This window comes from Stenotrophomonas sp. PUT21 (assembly GCF_052232875.1).
Taxonomy (GTDB): domain Bacteria; phylum Pseudomonadota; class Gammaproteobacteria; order Xanthomonadales; family Xanthomonadaceae; genus Stenotrophomonas; species Stenotrophomonas maltophilia_N.
The window spans coordinates 1477651-1498919 of sequence record NZ_CP197645.1 but is presented as its reverse complement, the minus strand read 5'-3'; the positions used below and the strand labels follow the sequence as shown (position 1 = coordinate 1498919).

Sequence of the window (21269 nt, the reverse complement as noted above, 5' to 3'; positions counted from 1 at the left end):
GCCTCAAGCTCCCTGGCGGAATCCGACGGCCGGGCGCGAACCGGACAGGCCGTAGAAAATGATGTAGCCGTAGCACAGCAGCGGCAGGATGAAGGACTCATGCAGCCCGATCTGGTCGGCCAGCAGGCCCTGCAGGTACGGCACCACCGCGCCGCCGACGATGGCCATGATCAACAGGCTGGAGGCCTTGTTGGTCAGCGTGCCCAGGCGTTCGATGCTCAGCGCGAAAATGGTCGGGAACATGATGGAATTGAACAGGCCCACCGCCACGATCGAGTACAGCGCGACCTGCCCCTGGCTGAGCATGGTCAGCGCCAGCAGCGCCACGTTGATGCCCGCAAACAGGGTCAGCAGCACGCGCGGCGAGAACCGGGTCATGATCGCCGAACCGGCGAAACGACCGATCATCGCCAGCGTCCAGTACGCCGAGACGTAATGGGTGGCTTCCTTCTCAGTGAAGCCGCCGATGTTGGGCAGCGACAGGTAGTTGACCAGGAAGCTGCCGATCGACACTTCCGCACCCACGTAGAAGAAGATCGCCAGCACGCCGAACAGCACGTGGCGATGGCGCAGCGCATCCAGCAGGGTGTGCTTGCTGGTGTCGGCCTGCTCGGTGGTCTCGGTCAGCGCCGGCAGACGGAACAGATAGACGAACACCGCCAGCAGGAACAGCGCCACCGCCAGGCCGACGTACGGACCCTGCACCGACTGCGCTTCCTGCACGCGGTAGGCGATCTGCTCGGCGGCCGGCAGCGCGCCGATTTCATCGGCACTCTTGACCGTGTTGCCCAGGATCAGCAGGCCGCCGAAGATTGGCGCGATCGCGGTACCCAGCGAGTTCAGCGCCTGGGCCAGGGTCAGGCGGCTGGAGGCCGTCTGTTCCGGCCCGAGCAGCGCCACATACGGGTTGGCTGCCACCTGCAGCACGGTGATGCCGGTGGCCAGCACGAACAGGGCGCCCAGGAAGGCTTCATACACGCGCAGTTCGGCCGCGGGCCAGAAGCCCAGTGCACCGACCGCGGCAATCGCCAGCCCGGCCACGATGCCCTTCTTGTAGCCCAGGTGAGCGACCAGCCGACCGGCCGGGAGCGACATCAGGAAATACGCGCCGAAGAAAGTGAACTGCACCAGCATCGCGCGCGCGTAGTTCAGTTCGAACACGGCCTTCAGATGCGGAATCAGGATGTCGTTGAGGCAGGTGAGGAAGCCCCACATGAAGAAGATGGTGGTCGCCACGGCCAGCGCGACGCGCGTGTTCACCACGGGCGCAGCGGAGGATGAGGTCGGGAGACGGGGCGTTGGAGAGATGGGCATTCAGGTACGCGCCTCAGTGCGCGAGCAGGTGATTGGGGGAGCCATCAGACGGTCATCGCGCCGCTGCTCTCGCGAACGCGGAGCTGGACCGGTGCAACGGTACGGGCCGGTGCGGCGTCGGGATGATCCAGACGCAGCAGCAGCAGTTCGGCGGCCTGTCGCCCGCGCTCGCGCGGGTTGACGGTCAGCGTGGTCAGCGGCGGCGATGCCACCGACGCCTCGGAAATATCATCGAAACCGGTCACCGCGAAATCGCGGCCCGGCTGCACGCCACGCGAGGCCAGGCCCAGCATCAGGCCCAGCGCGACGCTGTCGTTGTAGCAGACCGCGGCGGTCGGCACGGCATCCAGCGCGAACAGCTCGCCGGTGCGCGCGGCCGCGTCCAGGCGGCTGGGCGAGGTTTCGATCAGCCACTCCGGCTGCACCGGCATGCCGGCTTCCACCAATGCCTGCGCATAGCCGGTGCGACGCTGGTGGCAGGAACTGGAGACCGCATGGCCACCATAGAACGCAATGCGGCGGTGGCCCTGTTCGATCAGATGACGCGTGGCCAGATAGGCACCCTGCTGGTTGTCCAAGGTCAGGAAGTCCCAGTCGGCGCCCGGCAGTTCGCGGTTGAACAGCAGTACGTTGGCATGACCGAGCACCTGGCGCAGCTGCCCGGCATCGCTGCCTTCGGCAGGCGACAGGATCAACCCGGCCGGCATGTGCTCCATCAACGTGGTCAGCACCGCCTGCTGCCGCTCCGGCGATTCGCCCGTGCTGCCGAGCAGGGTCACGAAGCCCTTCCCGCCCAGCGCTTCGTCCACCCCGGAGGCGAATTCGGCGAAGAACGGGTTGGACAGGTCGTTGATCACCAGGGCCACGCTCGACGATGTGCGCCGACGCAGATTGGCCGCGCCGCGGTTGTACACGTAGCGCTGGCGGCGCAGTTCGGCCTCCACCTTGGCACGGGTGTCGACGTTGACCAGCGGGCTGCCGCGCAGCACCAGCGAGACGGTCGCGCGCGACACGCCGATCGCTTCGGCGATGTCGGTCACGGTGACCGCGCGCGTGCCTTTGCCGGCGGGGGTGGCCTTGTCTTTCATCGGGTCGTCGAATTCCTCAAGCAAGGTGCAAGCCTAAACGATCGCATTGACCAGCGGTCCGCGCCCGTGCCGACGGTCAGCCCCGGGGGGCTGGCCACGGCGCGGGCCGGCGCGTGGCTCATTCCAGTACCGCGCCGGGGGTAGCGCAGAAGGACGCCGGCAGCGCCTCTGCCTGCGTGCCCCAGCCGTTCTCCGGGGCGGTGCTGCCCAGCGCGAAGGCGATGGTGCCACCGCGCTGCAGCTGCGCCCAGTCCAGCCACACCGGCGCATGCGCGCGGCCATCGACCTGGACCTTCTGGACGTACTGCAGCTGGCGGCCATCCGCGCCCGGTGCCTTCAGCGTGAGCGTCCTGCCCTGGCCCAGATCGATCTCGGCGCGGGCGAAGCGCGGGGTGTGCAACAGGAACTCGCCGCTGCCCGGCACGGCCGGGTACAGGCCCAGCGCACTGAACAGGTACCAGGCCGACATCGTGCCCAGGTCATCGTTGCCGGTCACGCCGTTGGGCGCATTGGTGAACAACTGCTGCGCGGCGCGCACCACGGTGGCGGTCTTCCACGGCTGGCCGATCAGCGTGTACATCCACGGCGCGTGCAGGTCCGGTTCGTTGTTGGGGTTGTAGCGGTACTGGTTGTAATAGCTGTAGGGGCCGACCACCCATTCCTTGCGCGCGGCAGTCAGCGGCGACGCCACCAGCGCGTCGTAGGCAAAGAACGTATCCAGGCGGCGGGCAGTCTGCTCGCGGCCGTGCATGGCCTGGACCAGCCCCGGCACGTCCTGCTGCGCCAGCCACTGGTACTGCCACGCGGTGCCTTCATGGAAGCCGTGGTGCGAACGCGGGCTGTACTTGCCGTCAGCCGGCAGGTACCACGCGCCGTCTTCCATGCGCGGCCGCGGGAAGCCGTTGAAATCACCGTCTTCGTCGCGCACCGACGGATCCCACACCTTGTGCCAGTTGCGGCCACGCTCACGCAGCACGCCGGCATCGGCAGCATGACCGAGGCCATCGGCCATCTGCGCCAGCGCGCAGTCGGCCAGCGCGTACTCCAGCGTTGCCGAGCCCCCGTGGTGCGGATCCACGTCCATGCCCTTGGAGGGGAAGGCACGGTCGTACTGCACGTAGCCGTTGGCCAGGTAGCTGGGGTTGCCCGAACGGCCCGCATGACGGGAGTTCATCGGCGGCACCTCGAACGCGCTCTTGCGCAGCGCGGTGTACGCCTCGCCTTCGCGGCCGGCCAGCGCGCCGAAACGCCACAGGTCGACCAGGAACGGCGTCACCGGGTCGCCGGTCATCACGTTGGTTTCGAAGTTGGCATAGCCCCAGCGTGGCAGCCAACCGCCCTGCTCCTCGATGGCCAGCAGCGTGCGGCCGATGTCGCGCGCGACCTCCGGCTTGGTCAGCGCCAGCCACTGGTTCTGCGCGCGATAGGTATCCCACAGCGAGAAGTACTCGTAGTAGGTCCAGCCATCGGCGCGATGGATGTTGTCGTCGTAACCACGGTAACGACCGTCGGCATCGCTGCCGGTCAGTGGCTGCAGCAGCGCGTGGTACAGCGCGGTGTACAGCACGGTGCGGTCGTCATTGCTGCCGCCCTGCACACGCACGGCCGCCAGTTCCTTGCGCCACTGCTGCTGCGCCATCTGCCGCATCTGATCGAAGCCAAGCAGGCGGTCACCCTGCATGCCATCGCTGCGCAGGTTCGCACGCGCGCCTTCGGCGTCCACGTGGGAGATCGCGCTGACCGCGGTCACTGCGCGGCCCTTGGCCAGATCGAAGCTGAGCCATGCGCCACTCGGCTTGAGCTCGCCTTCCATGCCGTGACGTGCGCCGGGCAGGCCACCGCCCTCGCCCCAGGTACCAAACGCCTTGAACGGCCGGTCGAACTCGATGCGGAACCAGGTGGTGTACTGATGGCCACCGCAGAAGCTCTTGGTGACCAGCTTGCCTTCCACGGCACGGTCGCCGACCACATCGACCACGCTGCCGATCACCGAATGGCGCTCGTTGGCCTGGCCCAGGTTGACCAGCACATGGCCGGTGCCCGCATCGGCGGCGAAGGTGTAGCGCTCGGCCGCGGCACGGGTGCGTGCGGTGGCCTCGGCATCGATGCCGCCGTAGTTGGTCAGGCGCACCTTGTAGTAGCCGGCCTGGCCGACTTCGCCCTCATGGGTATAGGCGGAGGCGTAGCGCTTGTGGTCGAAGCTCTTGGCGTCGTCGGTATTGAAGTCACCGCCCGGGCCGATGCTGCCGGTCACCGGCAGGACCGAGACCTGGCCGCCCTGCTCCCAGCAGCCCGCGCCGGACAGGAAGGAATGGCCGAAACCCCGGATCTTGGGATCGTCGTAGCGCCAGCCCGCGTAATGCTCACCGATCGGGCTGACTTGGATCAGGCCGAACGGGGCCGAGGCCCCCGGGAACGTATTGCCATCGTCCTTGCTGCCGATGAAGGTATTGACCTCGCGCTCCAGCGCGGCCGGCGCGGCCTGCAGCAGCAGCGGCGCGCAGCTCAGCGCCAGCAGGCAGGCCAGGCCGGCGAGCGGGCGGCGGCGGGCCGGGACGGCACCGGCGGCAGGAACAACGGAAGGACGGTGAGAAAGACGGGTCACGGACACGGACTCCTTGGCGGACGTGGCGAGAGCGCGAACCCGTGGCGACGTGCGCCGCGGGTTCCCTGGACTGGGCGACCCAATCCACACCCCGGTGAATTTAGATCGATTTAAGTAAAGCACGGGAATTTCGACCGATGCATTCTGCGCTGCAACATCACTGCCCCATCGCCAGCCCTCCCCGCTGCCCGAGGCTGCGCAGTGCCGGGCGGCCCCCGGGTTCGACGCTCGACACTGCGCCCCATCGCCCGGTATACCGGGCCAAAGCCCCGGACCCAGCAACGTCGCGGCATCGGCCGGGGTCAAGCGAAAGCACGCTCCGTGTCCATATTGCGGAGCAGCATGCGTCCCTCGCGCGGTCGTGCTAAAAATCCCCCGCCAATCGTTTAGATCGATCCAACTTAAAACGGTCACGATTGCCGGAAGTGGGGAGCCGGGGGACTGCCCCACGCGATGCATGCGGGACGCGCCAGGCAACTCGACGATCGAGAAATTTGGCTTCAAATATTAGATCGATTCAAAGAATTCGTATCGCCACCGTTTCAATCCAGGAGAGGGAGAGAGTGGAATGAAGATGTCACGCATGCACCGCCGCGTTACGTTGTCCGCGGCCATTGCCAGCGCGTTGGCCGCGGCCTTCGTGCCGGCCAGCGCCTTCGCGCAACAAGCGACCCCCGCCACCGGCACCCCGGATGCGACCACGCTCGACAGCGTGACCGTCACCGGCTACCGCTACGCCATCGAAAAGAGCCTGCAGCAGAAGCGCGACGCCAATGCCGTGGTGGAAGTGATCACCGCCGAAGATGTGGGCAAGTTCCCCGACAAGAACGTGGCCGACGCGCTGCAGCGTGTGCCCGGCGTGGTGATCGAGCGCAGTGGCGGCGAAGGCAAGACCGTCAGTGTCCGCGGCCTGGCCCCGGACCTGACCCTGACCCAGTTGAATGGCAATTACGTGGCCACCTCGGAAACCAACAACGAGGCCACCCGTTCGTTCAACTACACGCTGTTGCCGGCCAACATGCTCTCCAGCGCCGAGCTGTTCAAATCGCCCGAGGCGCGCCTGGATGAAGGCGGCATCGGTGGCACGGTGATCCTGCACACCCGTCGCCCGCTCGACATGGAAGCCAACTCCGGCTACGTGAACCTGGAAGGCACTTCCTCCGATACCAGCCACGATGTGGATCCGCAGGCATCGGCGCTGTATTCCTGGCACAGCAAGGACGAGCGCCTCGGCGTGCTGGTCGGCGCCACCAAGCAGACCCGCACCAGCCGCACCATGCAGGCGAGCACGGAGGACTACCAGTGGTACGGCAACGGTACCGACGCGGTGGATGCGTACGGCAATCCGCAGCTGCAGGATGGTATCCACTACTGGTGGGGCCAGTCCGGCTTCAATGACCAGAGCGGGCGCAACTACAGCGAATTCTTCATGCCGACCTCGGTGAACTTCGCCGTGAAGGAAGAAAAGCGCGAGCGCACCGGTGGCCAGTTGACGTTCCAGTTCAAGCCGACCGACAACCTGACGCTGACCGCGAACTACTTCCGCTTCGAGCTGGAAGGCAATTACACCCAGAACATGCTGAAGATCCCGGAATGGAACCTCGCCCGCTTCAACGGCGACGGCAACTGGGACGGCGGCCGCCTGCTTAACGGGCTGAACTTCGATCCCTCCGGCAGCATCGTGACCGGCGCGCAGTACGAAAAGCTGGCCGGCAAGACGTATTACTGCAGCGAAGAACAGGCCGCTGCCGCCGGCATGGCGCCGGGCGGCTGGGGTCCGGACGACTGCACCATCCCCACCCCGCAGCTGACCGGTACCTACAGCAAGGAAAAGGCGCTCTCGCAGACCGGCGACCTGACCGTCGAGTGGGATATCAGCCCGTTGTGGAAGGCCTCCTTCACCGGTGGCCGCACCTGGTCCGAAGGTGGCCCGTCGATGAACTTCGGCATGTCCGCCAAGCCGCGCCGCCAGGTCGACGGGGTGTGGCAGTCGGGCAATACGTACAGCGCCTGGGACCTGACCGGTACGCCGAGCGCGACCTTCTCGCCGAACCTGCAGGACCAGCTGATGGCTGGCATCGCCGAGATCGACACTGGCTCGACCGGTTCGTCGTGGATGCAGACCGAGGTCAAGCAGAACTACTTCCAGGCCGACTTCACCAAGCTCTTCGAAACCGGCTGGCTGGACTCGATCCAGTTCGGCGCCAAGTACCGAGACGGTGATGTGCACCGTAATACCGGCAACACTTACTGGGTGTGCCAAGGCAAGGATCCGGCCGACTACGACAACAACCGTTACCAGGCCGGTTGCGATGCCACCGCCGGTGTCGCCCAGCCGGGCTTCTTCCTGTCCAACCCGATCAGCAACATCGCCGGCGGCTTCAACGCCAACGTGTTCCCGGGCATCAACTACCCGGCCTACATCAACTACCTCAACGAGAAGTACGGCGGGTCGCACAGCCGCAAGGAAGAGGACTTCGTCTACAACGTCAACGAGAAGATCTACTCGGGCTACTTCCAGGCCAACTTCCGTACCGAGCGCGTGCGCGGCAACGTCGGCGTGCGCGTGGTCCGGACCAAGCAGTTCGCCGAATCCAGTGACTCGGTCGAGAAGTTCAACGACTACTTCCAGGACAACGCGGCCGGTTCGCCGATGGGTTGCAACGATCCTGCCGCCGCGCCGCTGATCGCCTCCAACACCGGTTATGTGTGCCAGAGCGGTTTCGTGCGCCTGCCGGATGGCCTGGCCCGCGAGAAGACCTACGCGTTCACCTCGATGGACAAGACCTATACGGACTTCCTGCCGAGCTTCAACATCGCCTGGGACATCACCGACACGCTGGTGCTGCGTGGTGCGGCCTCCAAGGTCATCGCACGCCCGAGCTACACCAGCATCGCCGCGCCGGGTGCGCTGAACTACATCAGCGAGGAGTACAGCAACGACCGTCGTGTCGCCGGTGGTACCGACACGCCCGGCTGGTACGGTTATGGCAGCAACAAGAACCTGGAGCCGTTCGAAGCGACCCAGTTCGATGTCAGCCTGGAGTGGTACTTCAAGCCGGGCGCGGTGGCGGGCCTGGGCCTGTTCCGCAAGAACGTGGACAACTTCACGGTCCCGGTGGTCCGCGACCAGCAGATGAATGTCGGTGGCGAAACGGTCACGGTGCAGAAGTACGAAACCCAGGCCAACGGCCGTGATGGCGTTTCCCAGGGTGTGGAGCTGTACGGTCAGTACACCTTCGACATGGGCTTCGGCATCCAGGCCAACTACACCTACAACGACACCAACCTGGCCGCCATCGTGCTGGATGGCGAAGAGATTGGTTCCTCGCCGCTGGTGGGCAGTGCCAAGAACCAGGCCAACGTCACCCTGTTCTATGAGAACGAGAAGTTCCTGGCACGCGCGTCGTACAACCGCCGCGGTGAAGTCGTGGGCGGTCCGGTCAACGGCATGAGCCAGTACTCCGAACCGTACGACCAGCTGGATCTCAACGTGGCCTACAACTTCACCGAAGCGTTGACCTTCACCGCCTCGGTGCTGAACGCGACCAAGTCCGAGCAGCGCATCCATCTGGGCAACGACACCAAGGCCCGCCTGGTGTCCAACACCTACACCGGCCGCCAGCTGTACTTCGGCGTGAACTGGAAGTTCTAAGCCCCACCCGCCCCCGCCTTAGGGCGGGGCACCGGTCCTCCACGGCAGCTGCGCTCGTACAGGCGGCTGCCGTTTTTTTTAATGGGGACGGGGTAATTAATTCCGGTCGTGAGTCACGGATTAACTACCTCCGTCCCTGTTTTTCAGCGCCGCGCGCAGTGCGCTGACCTGCGCCGCGTCGGTGACGGTCCAGTCCGGCGACAGCCCGGTCAACGCGGGATTGTGGTGACGCATCGCCGAGGACTGCGTCGTCTTCGCGGAGGCGTGCAGTTCAACGCACCCACTGCGCTCGGCCACGTCCACGACGTTGGCGGCAGTGATGCCCGCACCCGCCATCAGTGCGATCCGATCACCCGCCTGCGCCACCAGTGCGGCCAGGACGTCGGCACCGGCCAGTGCACTGGCCTGCCCGCCCGAACTCAGGATGCGCTGACAGCCCAGCGTCACGATCTGCTCCAGCGCTGCTGGCAGATCACACGCGGCATCGAAGGCGCGGTGGAAGGTGATGCCGAGCGGGCCCGCTGCGGATACCAGTTCCCGGCACAGCGGCATGTCGATGCCACCGTCGGCATCCAAGGCGCCGATCACCACGCCATCGCAGCCGAGTGCACGACAGTACGCGATGTCGCGCAGCATGATCTCGGCCTCGAGCGAGGTGTAGAGGAAATCGCCGGGCCGCGGCCGGATCAGCACGAACAGGGGAATCCGAAGGCGATCGCGGGCGACCGCGATGCTGCCCTGCGACGGGGTCGTGCCGCCCTCGGCGAGGTTGTCGAACAGTTCGATCCGGTCCGCGCCCCCCTGCTGGGCGGCCAGCGCGGAGGCCACCGAGTTCGAGGCGATCTCCAGCAGCCGGTGCGGCGCGCTCACGTCTGCTCGCTCGTGTACACCGACGCGGAATCACGCAGATCGTCCTGCCGGTCCTTTTCGCAGACCGCGTAGACGAAGCCGCGATGCAGCGCATACGCGCCGACCTCACCGTGCTTGTTCAAGGCGAGGAAACAGACCTGCAGGGTCTTGCTCGCCTCGGGGCGCTTGCGCACCACCCGCGCGATCGCCTCGCGGCAGGCCTCGGCCGGCGAACGCCCCTGACGCATCAGCTCGACCACCAGGAAGGAGGCTGCGTTGCGGATCATTTCCTCACCGACGCCCGAAGCGGTGGCGGCGCCGACCTCGTTGTCCACGTACAGTCCCGCCCCGATGATCGGGCTGTCGCCGACGCGGCCGTGCATCTTCCAGGCCATGCCACTGGTCGTGCAGGCGCCGGCCAGACGCCCTTGGGCATCAATGGCGAGCATGCCCAGGGTATCGTGGTTGCTGCTGTCGCCCGGGCGGCTGCGCCGCTCGGCATTGATCTCGGGGGTGTACTGCCCGGTCTTGAGCCACTCGCGCCACGCCTTCTCGGCTTCCGGGGTGAGCAGCTTCCTGCGTTCAAAACCCTGTTGCACCGCGAACTGCTGCGCGCCCTCGCCGACCAGCATCACGTGCGGCGTCTGTTCCATCACCCGCCGTGCCACCGAAACCGGGTGCGCGATATCGCTCAGCGCCGCCACCGAACCACAGCGGCCATCGCCGTCCATGATGCTGGCATCCAGGCTCAGCACGCCGTCGCGGTCCGGGTTGCCGCAGCGCCCCACCGTGGGATTGCACAGGTCGCTCTCGGCCCAGCGCGCGCCGGCCTCCACCGCATCGAGCGCCGAGCCGCCGGTCGCCAGGGTTTTCCACGCCACCTGGTTGGCCCCCACGCCGAAATCCCAGGTGGACACTACGCGCGCACCGGAGGCTGCACGTGCCTGCAATGTGGGCAGCGCCAGGGCGCCCGCGGCCAGGGCACTGGCCTGGAGAAATCGCCTGCGGTCAGTCATGGGTACGTCTCCAGCGAACGGTCAAGGAAGGAATTACACGACGATACAGCGGTGCTCCGCATGCCATACCGCCGCGCCGAGAACGCCGAGCTCACCGTGGTCCACGCGCCAGATCGGCACCTGGCGCAGCACGTCGTGCATCACGCCCTTGGCCAGGAAGCGCGCGCGGAAACGGCCATCACGCAGGAAGCGATCCACCCGGGTGGAAATGCCGCGCCCGCCAGATACACCGAGCGCGCCCCGAAGGTCGTGGCCAGATCGCCCGCCAGGCTGCCCAGCCAGGCGCAGAACACCTCCAGCGTTTCCACCGCCACCGGATCCACGCCCTCGTGCGCGGCGGCGATCAGGGCCTCGGTGCTGGTCCAGTGCGGGGTGACGCCACGGATATCGCACAGGCAGGGATACAGGTTCATCAGGCCGCCACCGGACAGCACGCGCTCGTTGTCCACGTGGTCCCAGCGCTGCAGCAGGCGCGAGAGCACCTCCAGTTCCAGCGCGTTGCAGGCATTCAACGCGGCATGGCCGGCCTCGCTGGCCAGCACCGGCCGCTCGCCACCTTCAAAGCGCAGCGCCGCACCCAGCCCGGTGCCCGGCCCAAGCACCAGCGCCGGCCAGCGCGGGCCTGCATCCGGATCACCGTTGAGGGCCACCAGGGTCTCCGGCGCCACGTGCGGAATCGCATAGGCAACCGCTTCGAAATCGTTGATCAGCGCCAACGAAGCCAGCCCCGACTCGTGACGGGTCTGCGCGACCGAGACCGGCCACGGCAGATTGGTGTTGACCAGATGGTCGCCGTCCAGCAGGCCGGCGATGGCAACCACGGCGGTATCCGGCGCTGCCGGCAGCGTGGCGATGAACCCGGCCAGGATCGCCGCCAGACTCGGGTGCTCGGCGCAGGCATAGCGCTGCAGGCCGCTGAGCTGTGGCGCTGCACCAGCGCGCACGGTGGCCAGCGCGACGCGGGCGAAAGTACCGCCGACATCGGCCACGATCAGCGTGTCAGGAGGGGAATCCCGGTGGACCGCGGTCGGCGCCACATCAGGTTGAGCCGGAACCGGTGCCGCTGCGCTCACTCGCTTGCCTTGGTTGAATCGATTGAATCCCGGCGATTCTCAGGCATCGCCGGGGGAATGCAAAGCTGCCTGCGCCATACAGCGCCGTACTGAAACACCGGCGTCGCGGTCAGGGCTTGGCCGTCTGCAGGCGGTAGCTGGTACTGGCCGTCGCGGTCGGGCCATCGCCCTGCATGGCGCGCACTTCCACCTTGTGCTCACCCACCGCCAGGTGGGTGGGCAGCGCGCCGCGCCACAGGTGCGGCGACGGCGTGGCTTCCGGCGAGCGGTCGAAACCGCGCAGGCGCTCGGCGGTATCGTCGGCGACGTTTTCCTGCAGCAGGCGCGGGTCCGGCTGCTCGACGCGCTTCATCGGCTGCCAGGCGCCATCGTCCACGCGGTATTCCACCAGCGAATCAGCCTGGCCCATGAACACGTTGGCGTACACGCCCCACGCCGGATACGCACCCTGGCGCAACACCTTCGGCGCATGCAGCGCGATCTGGTAATCGTCCGGCGCGCGCGCCACGTAGTAGCGCAGGCCGTACTCGCCACCGGGCTTGACCGAGAGCACCGCGTAGCCATTCGGGGTGCCATCGCTCATGGTGGCATCGGGGATCCCGCTGCTGTCCTTCACCCCGGACCAGAATGCACCGCAGGCGGCGCCCACGTTGTATTCGTGCAGCGGCTTGCGGCCCTGCCACCCCTCGGCGGCCCCATGGTAGTAATGCTGCTGGGTGTGGCTGTGGCCGCTGAGCACCAGTACGTTCGGGAAGTCCTTGAGCAGCGCGAACAGGCGCGTGCGGTCGGCATGACGGAACGTCTCACGGCCCGGCGCCGCATCGAACAGCGGGATGTGCATGCCGAGCACGATCAGGCGATCACGCGGCAGGCCCTTGAGGTAGTTGCCGAGGAAGGTGAACTGGTCCGCGCGCAGGCCACCCACGTAGCTCGGCTTGGCCTTGGGATCGTAGACCACGTCATCGAGGAACACGAAGCTCGCCCCGCCCTCCTCCACCGCGTAGGTGTCCGGACCGTACACGGCGCGCCAGCTGTCCAGCGAGTGCGCATCGGTGCCGGCGTCCATGTCCAGGTCATGGTTGCCCGGCACGTGGAACCACGGCACCTGCAGCTGCGCGGTGACCTTGTTGATGTCCGGGTACAGGCCCAGGTCGTCATTGACGATGTCGCCCAAGGTGGTGCCCAGCCGCGCCGGGTGCTTGCCGATGATCGGCTCGACGATGGCGCGCTGGTAGTAGCCGATGTCCTGGCGGCTGGCCGTCTGCGAATCGGTGAACACCAGCATCTCGAAGCCGTTGCGTGCGGCATCGGTGCCCTTGGCCGGCTCCAGCGCGAAATCCCAGTTGCGGGTGGCGCCGCCCGTGGGACGGATACCGTCGTACTTCAGCTTCGGCGACCCCTGCGGCGCGTAGTGGCGCCAGTAGGAGGGCAGCCCATTGGCGGCCGCCGGGAAACGGTACTCGTCCGGCTTGATCACGAACACCGTCTGGCCCTCGCGCACCGGCAGGCTGTAGCTGCCATCGGCGGCGGTACGCACGATCGTTTCGCCGTTGGAGACCTGCACACCGGCCAGGCCGGGATCGGTCGGGCCGCGCCCGGGCTTGCCGTCGCGCTCCTGATACACCTTGCCGGTGACGGTCGTTTCAGCAGCCCAGGCAGGCGAAGTCATCAACAGCAGGCAAGCCAGCCAGGCGGCAGTACGGGTCATCGGGGGCGGTCCGGTCGGGGGTGGGGAATTGTAGAGCCGCACATCATCGCCTGCACCGCGTTTCACCGACGTTAAACGATCAGCGGCCCGGACCTACCCCGCGTGGCGGGCCGCCAGCACCGCCACCGCGTCGTCCAGCGAAAGCCCACGCGCACGCAGCAGCACCGTCAGGTGGAACAGCAGATCGGCCGACTCGCCGAGCAGTGCCTCATCGTCCTGCACCACCCCGGCCAGCGCGGTCTCCACGCCCTCCTCGCCCACCTTCTGTGCGATACGCCGGATGTCGCCCTCGAACAGCGACGTGGTGTAACTCCCCGCCGGGCGCTGCTGCTCGCGCTCGCGCACCACAGTATCGAGCCGGCCCAGAAAGTTGCCTGGGGCCTGCGGGAAGCAGCTCTCGCTGCCGGTGTGGCAGGTCGGCCCGGCCGGACGTGCACTGACCAGCAGGGTGTCGTTGTCGCAGTCGATCCGCACCGCGGTCACCGCCAGCACGTTGCCGGAGGATTCGCCCTTGGTCCACAGGCGCTGCTTGCTGCGGCTGAAGAAGATCATCTGGCCCGTGGCCAGGGTCTGCTCCAGCGCGGCCGCATTGGCATAGCCGAGCATCAGCACACGCAGCGTATCGGTGTCCTGCACCACCACCGGCAGCAGGCCATCGCCCTTGCCCCAGTCCAGCTGCGCCAGCGCCTCGCGCGACGGCTGCACCTCAATGGAACTCACTTCAATAGACATCTCGAACCTCGATCTGCTGCTCACGCAGGAACTGCTTGAGCGCGGGAATGGCAATGGCGCCACTGTGGAACACGCTGGCCGCCAGCGCGCCATCGACGTCGGCCTGGTCGAACACATCGGCGAAGTGCTGCATCTCGCCGGCGCCGCCGGAGGCGATCAGCGGCACCTGGCACAGCGCGCGCGCCTGGCGCAGCTGGGCCACGTCGTAACCGCGGCGTACCCCGTCGCTGTCCATGCAGTTCAGCACGATCTCGCCGGCACCGCGGCGCTGAGCCTCCACCAGCCAGTCCAGGGTGCGTACCGCCACCGCCTGGGTCTTGTCCGGGTCGCCACTGAACCGGCGCACCCGCCATTCGCCGTCCGCCTCGCGCACCGAATCGATGCCGACCACCACGCACTGCACGCCGAAGGCATCGGCCAACTCTTCGATCAGTTCCGGCCGGCCCAGCGCCGGTGAGTTGATCGAGATCTTGTCGGCGCCGGCATGCAGCACGCGCCGCGCGGTCTCCACGTCACTGATGCCGCCGGCCACGCAGAACGGAATGTCGATCAGGCGCGCGATGCGCTCGATCCAGGCCACATCCACCGCGCGCCCTTCCGGGCTGGCGCCGATGTCGTAGAACACGAGTTCGTCCGCGCCCTGGTCGCGGTAGCGCAGCGCCAGCTCGGCGATGTCGCCCATGTCCACGTGGTCGCGGAAGCGCACGCCCTTGACCACGCGGCCATCGCGCACATCCAGGCACGGAATCAGGCGACGGCTCAACATGCCAGCGCTCCTTCCAGGGTCATGCGCCCTTCCAGCAATGCCTTGCCGAGGATCGCCCCGCCGCAGCCGACCGCCTTGGCCTGGGCGACATCATCGGCATCGCGCACGCCGCCAGAGGCCTGCACCGCCACGCCGGGAAGCAGTGCGGCCAGATGCTGGTAGAGATCGATGTTCGGCCCGGACAGCATGCCGTCGCGCGCGATATCCGTGCACAGCAGGTGCTGCATGCCCGCCTCGGCATAGCGCTGGGCCAACACGTCCAGGGTGTCCTCGGCGGTCTCGGTCCAGCCATGCACCGGCAACAGCCAGCGGCCGTCCTCGGCCTGGCGGGCATCGAGCGCGATGGTCAGCCGGCCCGGGCCGAACTCGCGCAGCCAGCCGATCACCGTGTCCGGCTCGCGCACCGACACCGAGCCGACCACCACGCGAGTCGCGCCTGCGTCGAGCATCCGGGCGACGTCATCGCGCGAGCGCACACCGCCGCCGGTCTGCACCTTCAGGCCGGTCTGCGCCGCGATCGCCGACAGCAGCGGCGCCAGCGTGTAACCGCCGGCACGTGCGGCATCCAGATCGACCAGGTGCATCCAGCTCGCGCCGGCCGCGGCAAAGGCCTGGGCGCGCGGCAACGGGTCATCGCCGTAGGTGGTCTGCTGCGCGTAGTCGCCCTGCAGCAGCCGCACCACACGGCCTTCGCGGATATCCAGGGCGGGATAGACGATGAAACTCATGTCGGTTCGTTCTCGATGAAGTTGCGCAGGATGCGCGCGCCGGTGTCGGCCGAGCGTTCCGGGTGGAACTGGGCCCCGCTATGCCGGCCGCGCTGCACCACGGCCGCGAACAGCCCACCGTGATCGCACGCCGCCACGGTGTCTTCGCCCAAGGGCGCGGCGTAGCTGTGCACGAAGTAGGCACTGGCGCGTTCCGGCACGCCGGCCAGCAACGGCGACTCGCGCAGTGGCAGCAGGCGGTTCCAGCCCATGTGCGGCACGCGGATACCAGTTGCCGGGCGCAGGTGGCGCACGACCCCGGGCAACAGGCCCAGGCATTCGACATGCCCTTCTTCAGAGCCGTCGAACAACAGCTGCATCCCCAGGCAGATGCCGAGCAGCGGCACCTGCAGGTCACGCAGCGGCTGGACCAGACCCTGTGCATGCAGGCGGGCCATCCCGTGCGGGGCTGCGCCGACGCCGGGCAGGATCACCCGCGAGACGCCCGCGAGTCCCTGCGCATCGCGGACCAGCCGCACCTGCACACCCAACCGTTCCAGCGCATAGCGGACCGAGCCGAGGTTGGCCCCACCCGCATCGATCAGCGCAACTTCCGTCACAGCGCCCCCTTGGTGCTCGGCAACGCGGTGCCCTGGCGTGGCAAGGCCTGGCGCAGCGCACGGGCCAGCGCCTTGAAGCAGGCCTCGACCTTGTGGTGGTCGTTGTCACCACGCACGCTCAGGTGGAGGTTGAGTCCGGCCGCATCGCAGAGCGAGCGGAAGAAGTGCGGCACCAGCTCGGTCGGCATGTCGCCCACGCGCTCGCGCTTGAACTCGCCTTCGAAGACGAAGTACGGGCGGCCGCTGAAATCCAGCGCGGCACTGGCCAGCGTTTCATCCATCGGCAGGGTGAAGCCATAACGGCCGATCCCGCGCTTGTCGCCGAGCGCCTCGCGCAGCGCCTGGCCCAGCGCCAGCCCGGTGTCTTCAATGGTGTGGTGCTCATCGATGTGCAGGTCGCCCTCGGCCTGCACGCTCAGCGCGAAGCCGCCGTGCTTGCCGATCTGCTCCAGCATGTGATCGAAGAACGGCAGCCCGGTGTGGGTCTGCGGCTCGGCGGTGCGATCCAGATCGACGTCGACCCGGATCTTCGTTTCCTTGGTGTTGCGCTGCACGGTGGCCCGGCGCGGCGCATCGGCCAGTTCGTGCGCGATCGAGGTCCAGTCCCAGTCGCCGCCGAACTGTTCGGTACGCAGCTGGAAACCGCGGATCTTCATGTTCTCGGCGAACTGGATGTCGGTCAGGCGGTCGCCCACCATGGCCGAGCGTGACCAGTCGATACTGCGATCCTGCAGGTAGGGCAGCATCAGCCCGATGCCCGGCTTGCGGGTGGGTGCGTTGTCCTGCGGCCAGGTGCCGTCGATCAGCACGTCACGGAAGGTGATGCCCTGGCTGGCGAAGATCTGCAGCATCAGGTCGTTGGGCCCATCGAAGCTGGCCTGCGGGTAGCCCTCGCTGCCCAGCCCATCCTGGTTGCTGACGATCACGAACTGGTAGCCGGCATCGCGCAGCTTGAGCATCGCCGGGATCACATCGCGCACGAAGCGCAGCTTCTCGTAGGCATCGATCTGGAAATCGGCAGGTTCTTCGATCAGGGTGCCGTCGCGGTCGACGAACAGAATCGGGGTCATGCGGCAGCCCTCCGGGCAGTGAGGGCGGCAAGTACGCGGTCGTTCTGTTCCGCGCTGCCGATGGTGATGCGCAGCGCATCGCCCAACTGCGGCGCGGCACGCTGGTCGCGTACCACCACGCCGGCGGCAAGCAGCGCATCGAACGCGCCTTGGGCGTCGGCAAAGCGGACCAGCAGGTAGTTGCCCTGCGAGGGATAGACACGCGCCACACCGGGCAGCGCGGCAAGCGCCGACGCCAGGCGGGCACGTTCGGAGGTGATCTGCGCGATGCGCTGGTTGGTCACCGCCAGGCTGTCGTTGCCGAGACCGGCCAGCGCCAACTCGGCACAGGGCGCTGGCACCGGATACGGTGCCTGGCAGCGGCGCAGCACCTGGATCAGGGCCGCATCGGCGATCAGGCTGCCGATGCGGGCGGCCGCCAGCGCGTGTGCCTTGGACAGCGTGCGCAGCACGGCGATGTTGTCGTAACGGTTCAGCAGCGTGGTCGCGGAGGGCGGCTCGGCGTACTCGCCGTAGGCCTCATCCACCACCACCAGCGCCCTGCCCTGCAACGCCGTGGCCACCCGCTCGATCTCGGTCAGCGTGATCACGCTGCCGGCTGGATTGGATGGCGAGCACAGGAACACCAGCTTGGCGTTGCCCGAGAGTGCGGCGGCGATCACGGCCTCGATATCGGCGACCAGTGCATCGCCCTGGTCGACCAGAGGAACCTCGATCAACGGCGCGTTCTGCAGGCGGGCGCAGACGGCATACATGCCGAACACCGGTGGCGTGGTCAGCACCGCATCGCGGCCCGGCTCACAGAGCGCGCGTACCAGCAGATCGATAGCCTCGTCACTGCCACGGCCAATCAGCAGTTGTCCGGCGGCGCAGCCATACAGCTCGGCCAGCCGATCACGCAGCGCCACCGGTTGCGGGTCCGGATAGCGGCGCGCGCCACCGGCGACGTCGGCCGGGTTGGCCCACGCCGACTCATTCGCGTTGAGCCAGACATCACCGGTCAGCGCACTGCTGCGCGCCGAGGAGTAGCCGGCAAAGGCCTGCAGATCGGCGCGGACCAGCGACAGGATGGATGCCGTGCTCATGCAGCCGCCTCCATGCGCAGGGTCACCGCGTTCTCGTGGGCATCCAGGCCTTCGGCGCGCGCCAGCACACGGGCGCACTCGCCGATCGCCGCGATGCCGGCGGCGGTGGCCGACTGCACGCTGATCAGGTTCTGGAAGCTGGCCACGCTGACACCGCTGTAGGCGCGTGCAGCGCCGGCGGTGGGCAACACGTGGTTGGTGCCACTGCAGTAATCGCCCAGCGCTTCGGGGGTGTAGTCGCCGAGGAACACCGAACCGGCGGCCTCCACCTTGTCCAACCATGCGCGCGGCTCGCGCAGCGCGAGAATCAGGTGCTCCGGCGCGTACCGGTTGCTGATCGCGAAGGCGTCATCAAGCGAATCGACCAGGATCAGGCGCGAAGACGCCAGCGCCTGCGCGGCGATTTCCGCACGCGACAGTTGCGCCAGCTGCGCCTCCACGGCCGCTTCAACGCGCTCCAGCATTCCCGCATCGTCGGTCAGCAACAGCACCTGCGAGTCCGGGCCATGCTCGGCCTGCGACAGCAGGTCGGCGGCGACGAACGCCGGATTGGCGCCGGCATCGGCAATCACCAGCACTTCGGAAGGGCCGGCCGGCATGTCGATGGCCGCCGCGCCGTCCTCGGCCACCTGCTGCTTGGCTTCGGTCACGAAACTGTTGCCCGGGCCATACAGCTTGTCGCAGCCCGGCACGCTGTCGGTGCCGTACGCCATCGCGGCGATCGCCTGTGCGCCGCCGAGTTTGAAGACGCGGTGCACACCGGTCAGGCGTGCCGCCACCAGCACCGCAGGATCGGCACTGCCGTCCTTGCGCGGCGGCGTGCACAGCACTACTTCGCGGCACCCTGCCAGCTGTGCGGGCACGCCCAGCATCAGCGCGGTGGACGGCAACGGCGCGCTGCCGGCCGGCACATACAAGCCCACCCGACCGATTGGGCGCACCACGCGCTCGCAACGCACGCCGGCAGCGGTTTCGACCGCATAGCCCTGGCTCATGCCGGCCTGATGGAACATACGGATGCGCGCGGCAGCATCGATCATCGCCTGACGCAGTTCGGCCGAGACCGCCTGTTCGGCGGCGGCAAATTCGGCCTCGCTCACTTCGAAGGTGTCCGGCGCCACCGCGTCGAAACGCAGGGTGATCTCGCGCAGTGCGGCATCGCCGCCTTCGCGCACCGCTGCGATCAAGGCCGCGACAGACTCACGGGTACGCGCCGCCACGGCCTGGACCGGTCGTTGCAGGGCCTGCGCCTGAGCGCCGGCATCCAATTGGGACCACGTCAGACGATTCATGCCAGCGACCGCTCCACACTCAACACCATCAAGCCCTGCGCGCCCGCGCGCTCCAGTTCCTCCAACCGCTGCCAGGTCAACGCACCGTGGCACATGGTCTGCAAACGCAGATGGCCGCCATCATCGGGCAGCTGCACCAGCGGGTCGGCATCGGGCAGCAGGCGGGTCAGCTCGGACACCCGGTCCAGCGCGGCGCGGAACATCAGTAGCTTGCTGTCCTGCACCTTCACCACACCATCGAGGCGGCGCAGCAGCATCGCCATCAGACCGGCACGGGCGTCATCGGGCGTACGGACCGGACCGGCCAGCACCGCTTCGCTTTCCAGCAGAGTTTCGACCGGCTTGAGCTGGTTGGCGGCCAACGTCGCGCCGCTGGAGACCAGATCGCAGATCAGATCTGCCGTGCCCAGGCGCGGGGCGATCTCGACCGAGCCGGACAGTTCGACCACCTGCGCGTCCACGCCGCGCTTGGCCAGCCAGTCGGCCAGGATCGCGGGGTAGCTGGTGGCGATGCGCTTGCCGGCCAGCTGTTCGACCCCGGTCCACTCCCACTCGTCCGGCACGGCAAGCATCAACCGGCACTGGCCGAAGTTGAGCCCGCGCAGCGCCTGGTAGGCGTCCGGCAGGCCGATCCGGCGGCGCGCGGCGCCCTGCTCGTCCAGCTCGTTGCGGCCGACGATGCCGAAATCGCACACGCCATCGGCGATCAGGCCGGGGATATCGTCGTCACGGACCAGCAGCAGATCCACCGGCAGCGATTCGCCGTAGCAGAACAGCTTGTCGCGGCTCTGCCGCCAGCTCAGCCCGCAGGCGGTCAGCAGGCTGCGCGCCGGCTCGGCCAACCGCCCGTTCTTCTGGATGGCGATACGCAGCCGGTCACGTGCCGGGGCGGTCTGGGTTGCACTCATGGGGGAGGTCTCTACTCGGATTCGGGGGAGGACGGCGTGGCAGCGATGGCGGCGGCATAGCCGCCGTGGCCGTGGTCCAGCGAGCGCGCCACGCGCCCGGTGGTGGTCACGCTGACCCCGGTCAGCTCATGGATCTCGCGATACGGCACGCCCTGCTGCAGCAGCGGCACCACCTTCCAGCGGTCGGACAGCGCCTCCAGCTCGGCGGGGGTGCACAGGTCGCGCAGGAACGCGGTCACCGCCTCCGGATCGGACAGGGCAGCAAACGCACGCGCCAACGAGGCCAGATCGGCCTGGGCGTCTTTTTCGCGGGGGACGGGACGTAGTTTCATCGTATCAATGTAATAGCGTGCTATTACATTAGCGCAAACACGCGCGCACGGTCAAACCGCCGCAGAGGTCGGAATGGGCCGGTTCAGGGTCTGGAAACGAACAACGCCCGCGTTGGCGGGCGTTGTTGGACTACTCGGGGGTTCGTGCCGGGCAACGGCCGGCCTCTACCGGCAGCGCACCTCGGCACGAAGCGCGCCGCGGCGCAGGCATTCGCCGAGCAGGCTGCCCTGGCGGCTTGGGAGTGATTCCACCGCCTCCAACGCCCCGGCGGCGCCGGGACATTGTGTGTCGGCCAGGTCGCGCAGGTCGCGTTCGAGCTGTTCCTGATCGATCACATGGCAGCGATCGACCACGAGCCGGTAATGCCCGGGGCCGATCCGCTCGCTGCGCAGGGCCGGATCGCTCTGGCAGCCGGCGAGCAGGAGCACCATCAGTGCCCCTGCCCCAC

The 21269-nt window shown here is 67.6% G+C and carries 17 protein-coding genes and 1 pseudogene; 1 reads left to right on the top strand and 17 read right to left on the bottom strand.

What is annotated here, in order from left to right; genetic code table 11:
* Positions 1-3 precede the first annotated feature (3 nt).
* The 3 genes from fucP to ACTT2I_RS07150 form a co-directional block, all read right to left on the bottom strand.
* Positions 4-1314, bottom strand: a complete 1311-nt coding sequence (gene fucP, locus ACTT2I_RS07160; RefSeq protein WP_293982920.1) for an L-fucose:H+ symporter permease — start codon at positions 1312-1314, stop codon at positions 4-6.
* Positions 1315-1358: 44 nt separating this feature from the next.
* On the bottom strand, positions 1359-2402 hold the full coding sequence (locus ACTT2I_RS07155) for a LacI family DNA-binding transcriptional regulator (RefSeq protein WP_019182992.1): 1044 nt from the start codon (positions 2400-2402) through the stop codon (positions 1359-1361).
* Positions 2403-2520: 118 nt separating this feature from the next.
* A complete protein-coding gene (locus ACTT2I_RS07150; protein WP_443096819.1) occupies positions 2521-5007 on the bottom strand; it encodes a GH92 family glycosyl hydrolase in 2487 nt (828 codons plus the stop codon).
* Between the two features lie 568 nt (positions 5008-5575).
* On the opposite strand from ACTT2I_RS07150, the gene ACTT2I_RS07145 reads away from it, so the two are divergent.
* Positions 5576-8662 (top strand): TonB-dependent receptor, encoded by a 3087-nt coding sequence (locus tag ACTT2I_RS07145; RefSeq protein ID WP_421100396.1) that lies wholly within the window; start codon positions 5576-5578, stop codon positions 8660-8662.
* A gap of 120 nt (positions 8663-8782) precedes the next feature.
* Here the strand turns inward: ACTT2I_RS07145 and ACTT2I_RS07140 are convergent, their stop codons facing one another.
* The 14 genes and pseudogenes from ACTT2I_RS07140 to ACTT2I_RS07075 form a co-directional block, all read right to left on the bottom strand.
* Positions 8783-9532, bottom strand: a complete 750-nt coding sequence (locus ACTT2I_RS07140; RefSeq protein WP_421100397.1) for a copper homeostasis protein CutC — start codon at positions 9530-9532, stop codon at positions 8783-8785.
* Entirely contained in the window at positions 9529-10527 is a 999-nt protein-coding gene (locus ACTT2I_RS07135; protein ID WP_421100398.1) for a N(4)-(beta-N-acetylglucosaminyl)-L-asparaginase, read from the bottom strand. The genes ACTT2I_RS07140 and ACTT2I_RS07135 overlap by 4 nt, the downstream gene beginning before the upstream one ends.
* A 33-nt stretch (positions 10528-10560) precedes the next feature.
* Positions 10561-11564, bottom strand: a pseudogene (locus tag ACTT2I_RS07130) (glucokinase).
* Between the two features lie 145 nt (positions 11565-11709).
* Positions 11710-13308, bottom strand: coding sequence for a calcineurin-like phosphoesterase C-terminal domain-containing protein (locus ACTT2I_RS07125; protein ID WP_421100400.1), 1599 nt, complete (start codon positions 13306-13308; stop codon positions 11710-11712).
* A gap of 93 nt (positions 13309-13401) precedes the next feature.
* Positions 13402-14040, bottom strand: a complete 639-nt coding sequence (gene hisIE / locus ACTT2I_RS07120) for a bifunctional phosphoribosyl-AMP cyclohydrolase/phosphoribosyl-ATP diphosphatase HisIE (RefSeq protein WP_421100401.1) — start codon at positions 14038-14040, stop codon at positions 13402-13404.
* Entirely contained in the window at positions 14030-14806 is a 777-nt protein-coding gene (hisF, locus tag ACTT2I_RS07115; protein WP_421100402.1) for an imidazole glycerol phosphate synthase subunit HisF, read from the bottom strand. Before hisF ends, hisIE begins: the two co-directional genes overlap by 11 nt.
* Positions 14800-15534, bottom strand: a complete 735-nt coding sequence (gene hisA / locus ACTT2I_RS07110) for a 1-(5-phosphoribosyl)-5-[(5-phosphoribosylamino)methylideneamino]imidazole-4-carboxamide isomerase (RefSeq protein ID WP_421100403.1) — start codon at positions 15532-15534, stop codon at positions 14800-14802. The genes hisF and hisA overlap by 7 nt, the downstream gene beginning before the upstream one ends.
* Positions 15531-16133 (bottom strand): imidazole glycerol phosphate synthase subunit HisH, encoded by a 603-nt coding sequence (gene hisH, locus ACTT2I_RS07105; protein ID WP_088434104.1) that lies wholly within the window; start codon positions 16131-16133, stop codon positions 15531-15533. The genes hisA and hisH overlap by 4 nt, the downstream gene beginning before the upstream one ends.
* The gene (gene hisB / locus ACTT2I_RS07100; RefSeq protein ID WP_293982900.1) at positions 16130-17203 is read right to left on the bottom strand and encodes a bifunctional histidinol-phosphatase/imidazoleglycerol-phosphate dehydratase HisB; all 1074 of its coding nucleotides are present in this window, start codon (positions 17201-17203) and stop codon (positions 16130-16132) included. Before hisB ends, hisH begins: the two co-directional genes overlap by 4 nt.
* A complete protein-coding gene (gene hisC / locus ACTT2I_RS07095) occupies positions 17200-18288 on the bottom strand; it encodes a histidinol-phosphate transaminase (protein WP_421100404.1) in 1089 nt (362 codons plus the stop codon). Before hisC ends, hisB begins: the two co-directional genes overlap by 4 nt.
* Positions 18285-19580 (bottom strand): histidinol dehydrogenase, encoded by a 1296-nt coding sequence (gene hisD / locus ACTT2I_RS07090; RefSeq protein ID WP_421100405.1) that lies wholly within the window; start codon positions 19578-19580, stop codon positions 18285-18287. Before hisD ends, hisC begins: the two co-directional genes overlap by 4 nt.
* Positions 19577-20488 carry an ATP phosphoribosyltransferase gene (gene hisG / locus ACTT2I_RS07085; protein WP_421100406.1) on the bottom strand — a complete coding sequence of 304 codons (912 nt, stop codon included), beginning with the start codon at positions 20486-20488 and terminating at the stop codon, positions 19577-19579. Before hisG ends, hisD begins: the two co-directional genes overlap by 4 nt.
* A gap of 11 nt (positions 20489-20499) precedes the next feature.
* Positions 20500-20820: a YerC/YecD family TrpR-related protein gene (locus ACTT2I_RS07080; protein ID WP_088434099.1), complete on the bottom strand. Its 321-nt coding sequence runs from the start codon at positions 20818-20820 to the stop codon at positions 20500-20502.
* A gap of 165 nt (positions 20821-20985) precedes the next feature.
* Positions 20986-21252 carry a hypothetical protein gene (locus ACTT2I_RS07075; protein ID WP_421100407.1) on the bottom strand — a complete coding sequence of 89 codons (267 nt, stop codon included), beginning with the start codon at positions 21250-21252 and terminating at the stop codon, positions 20986-20988.
* Positions 21253-21269: the final 17 nt, after the last annotated feature.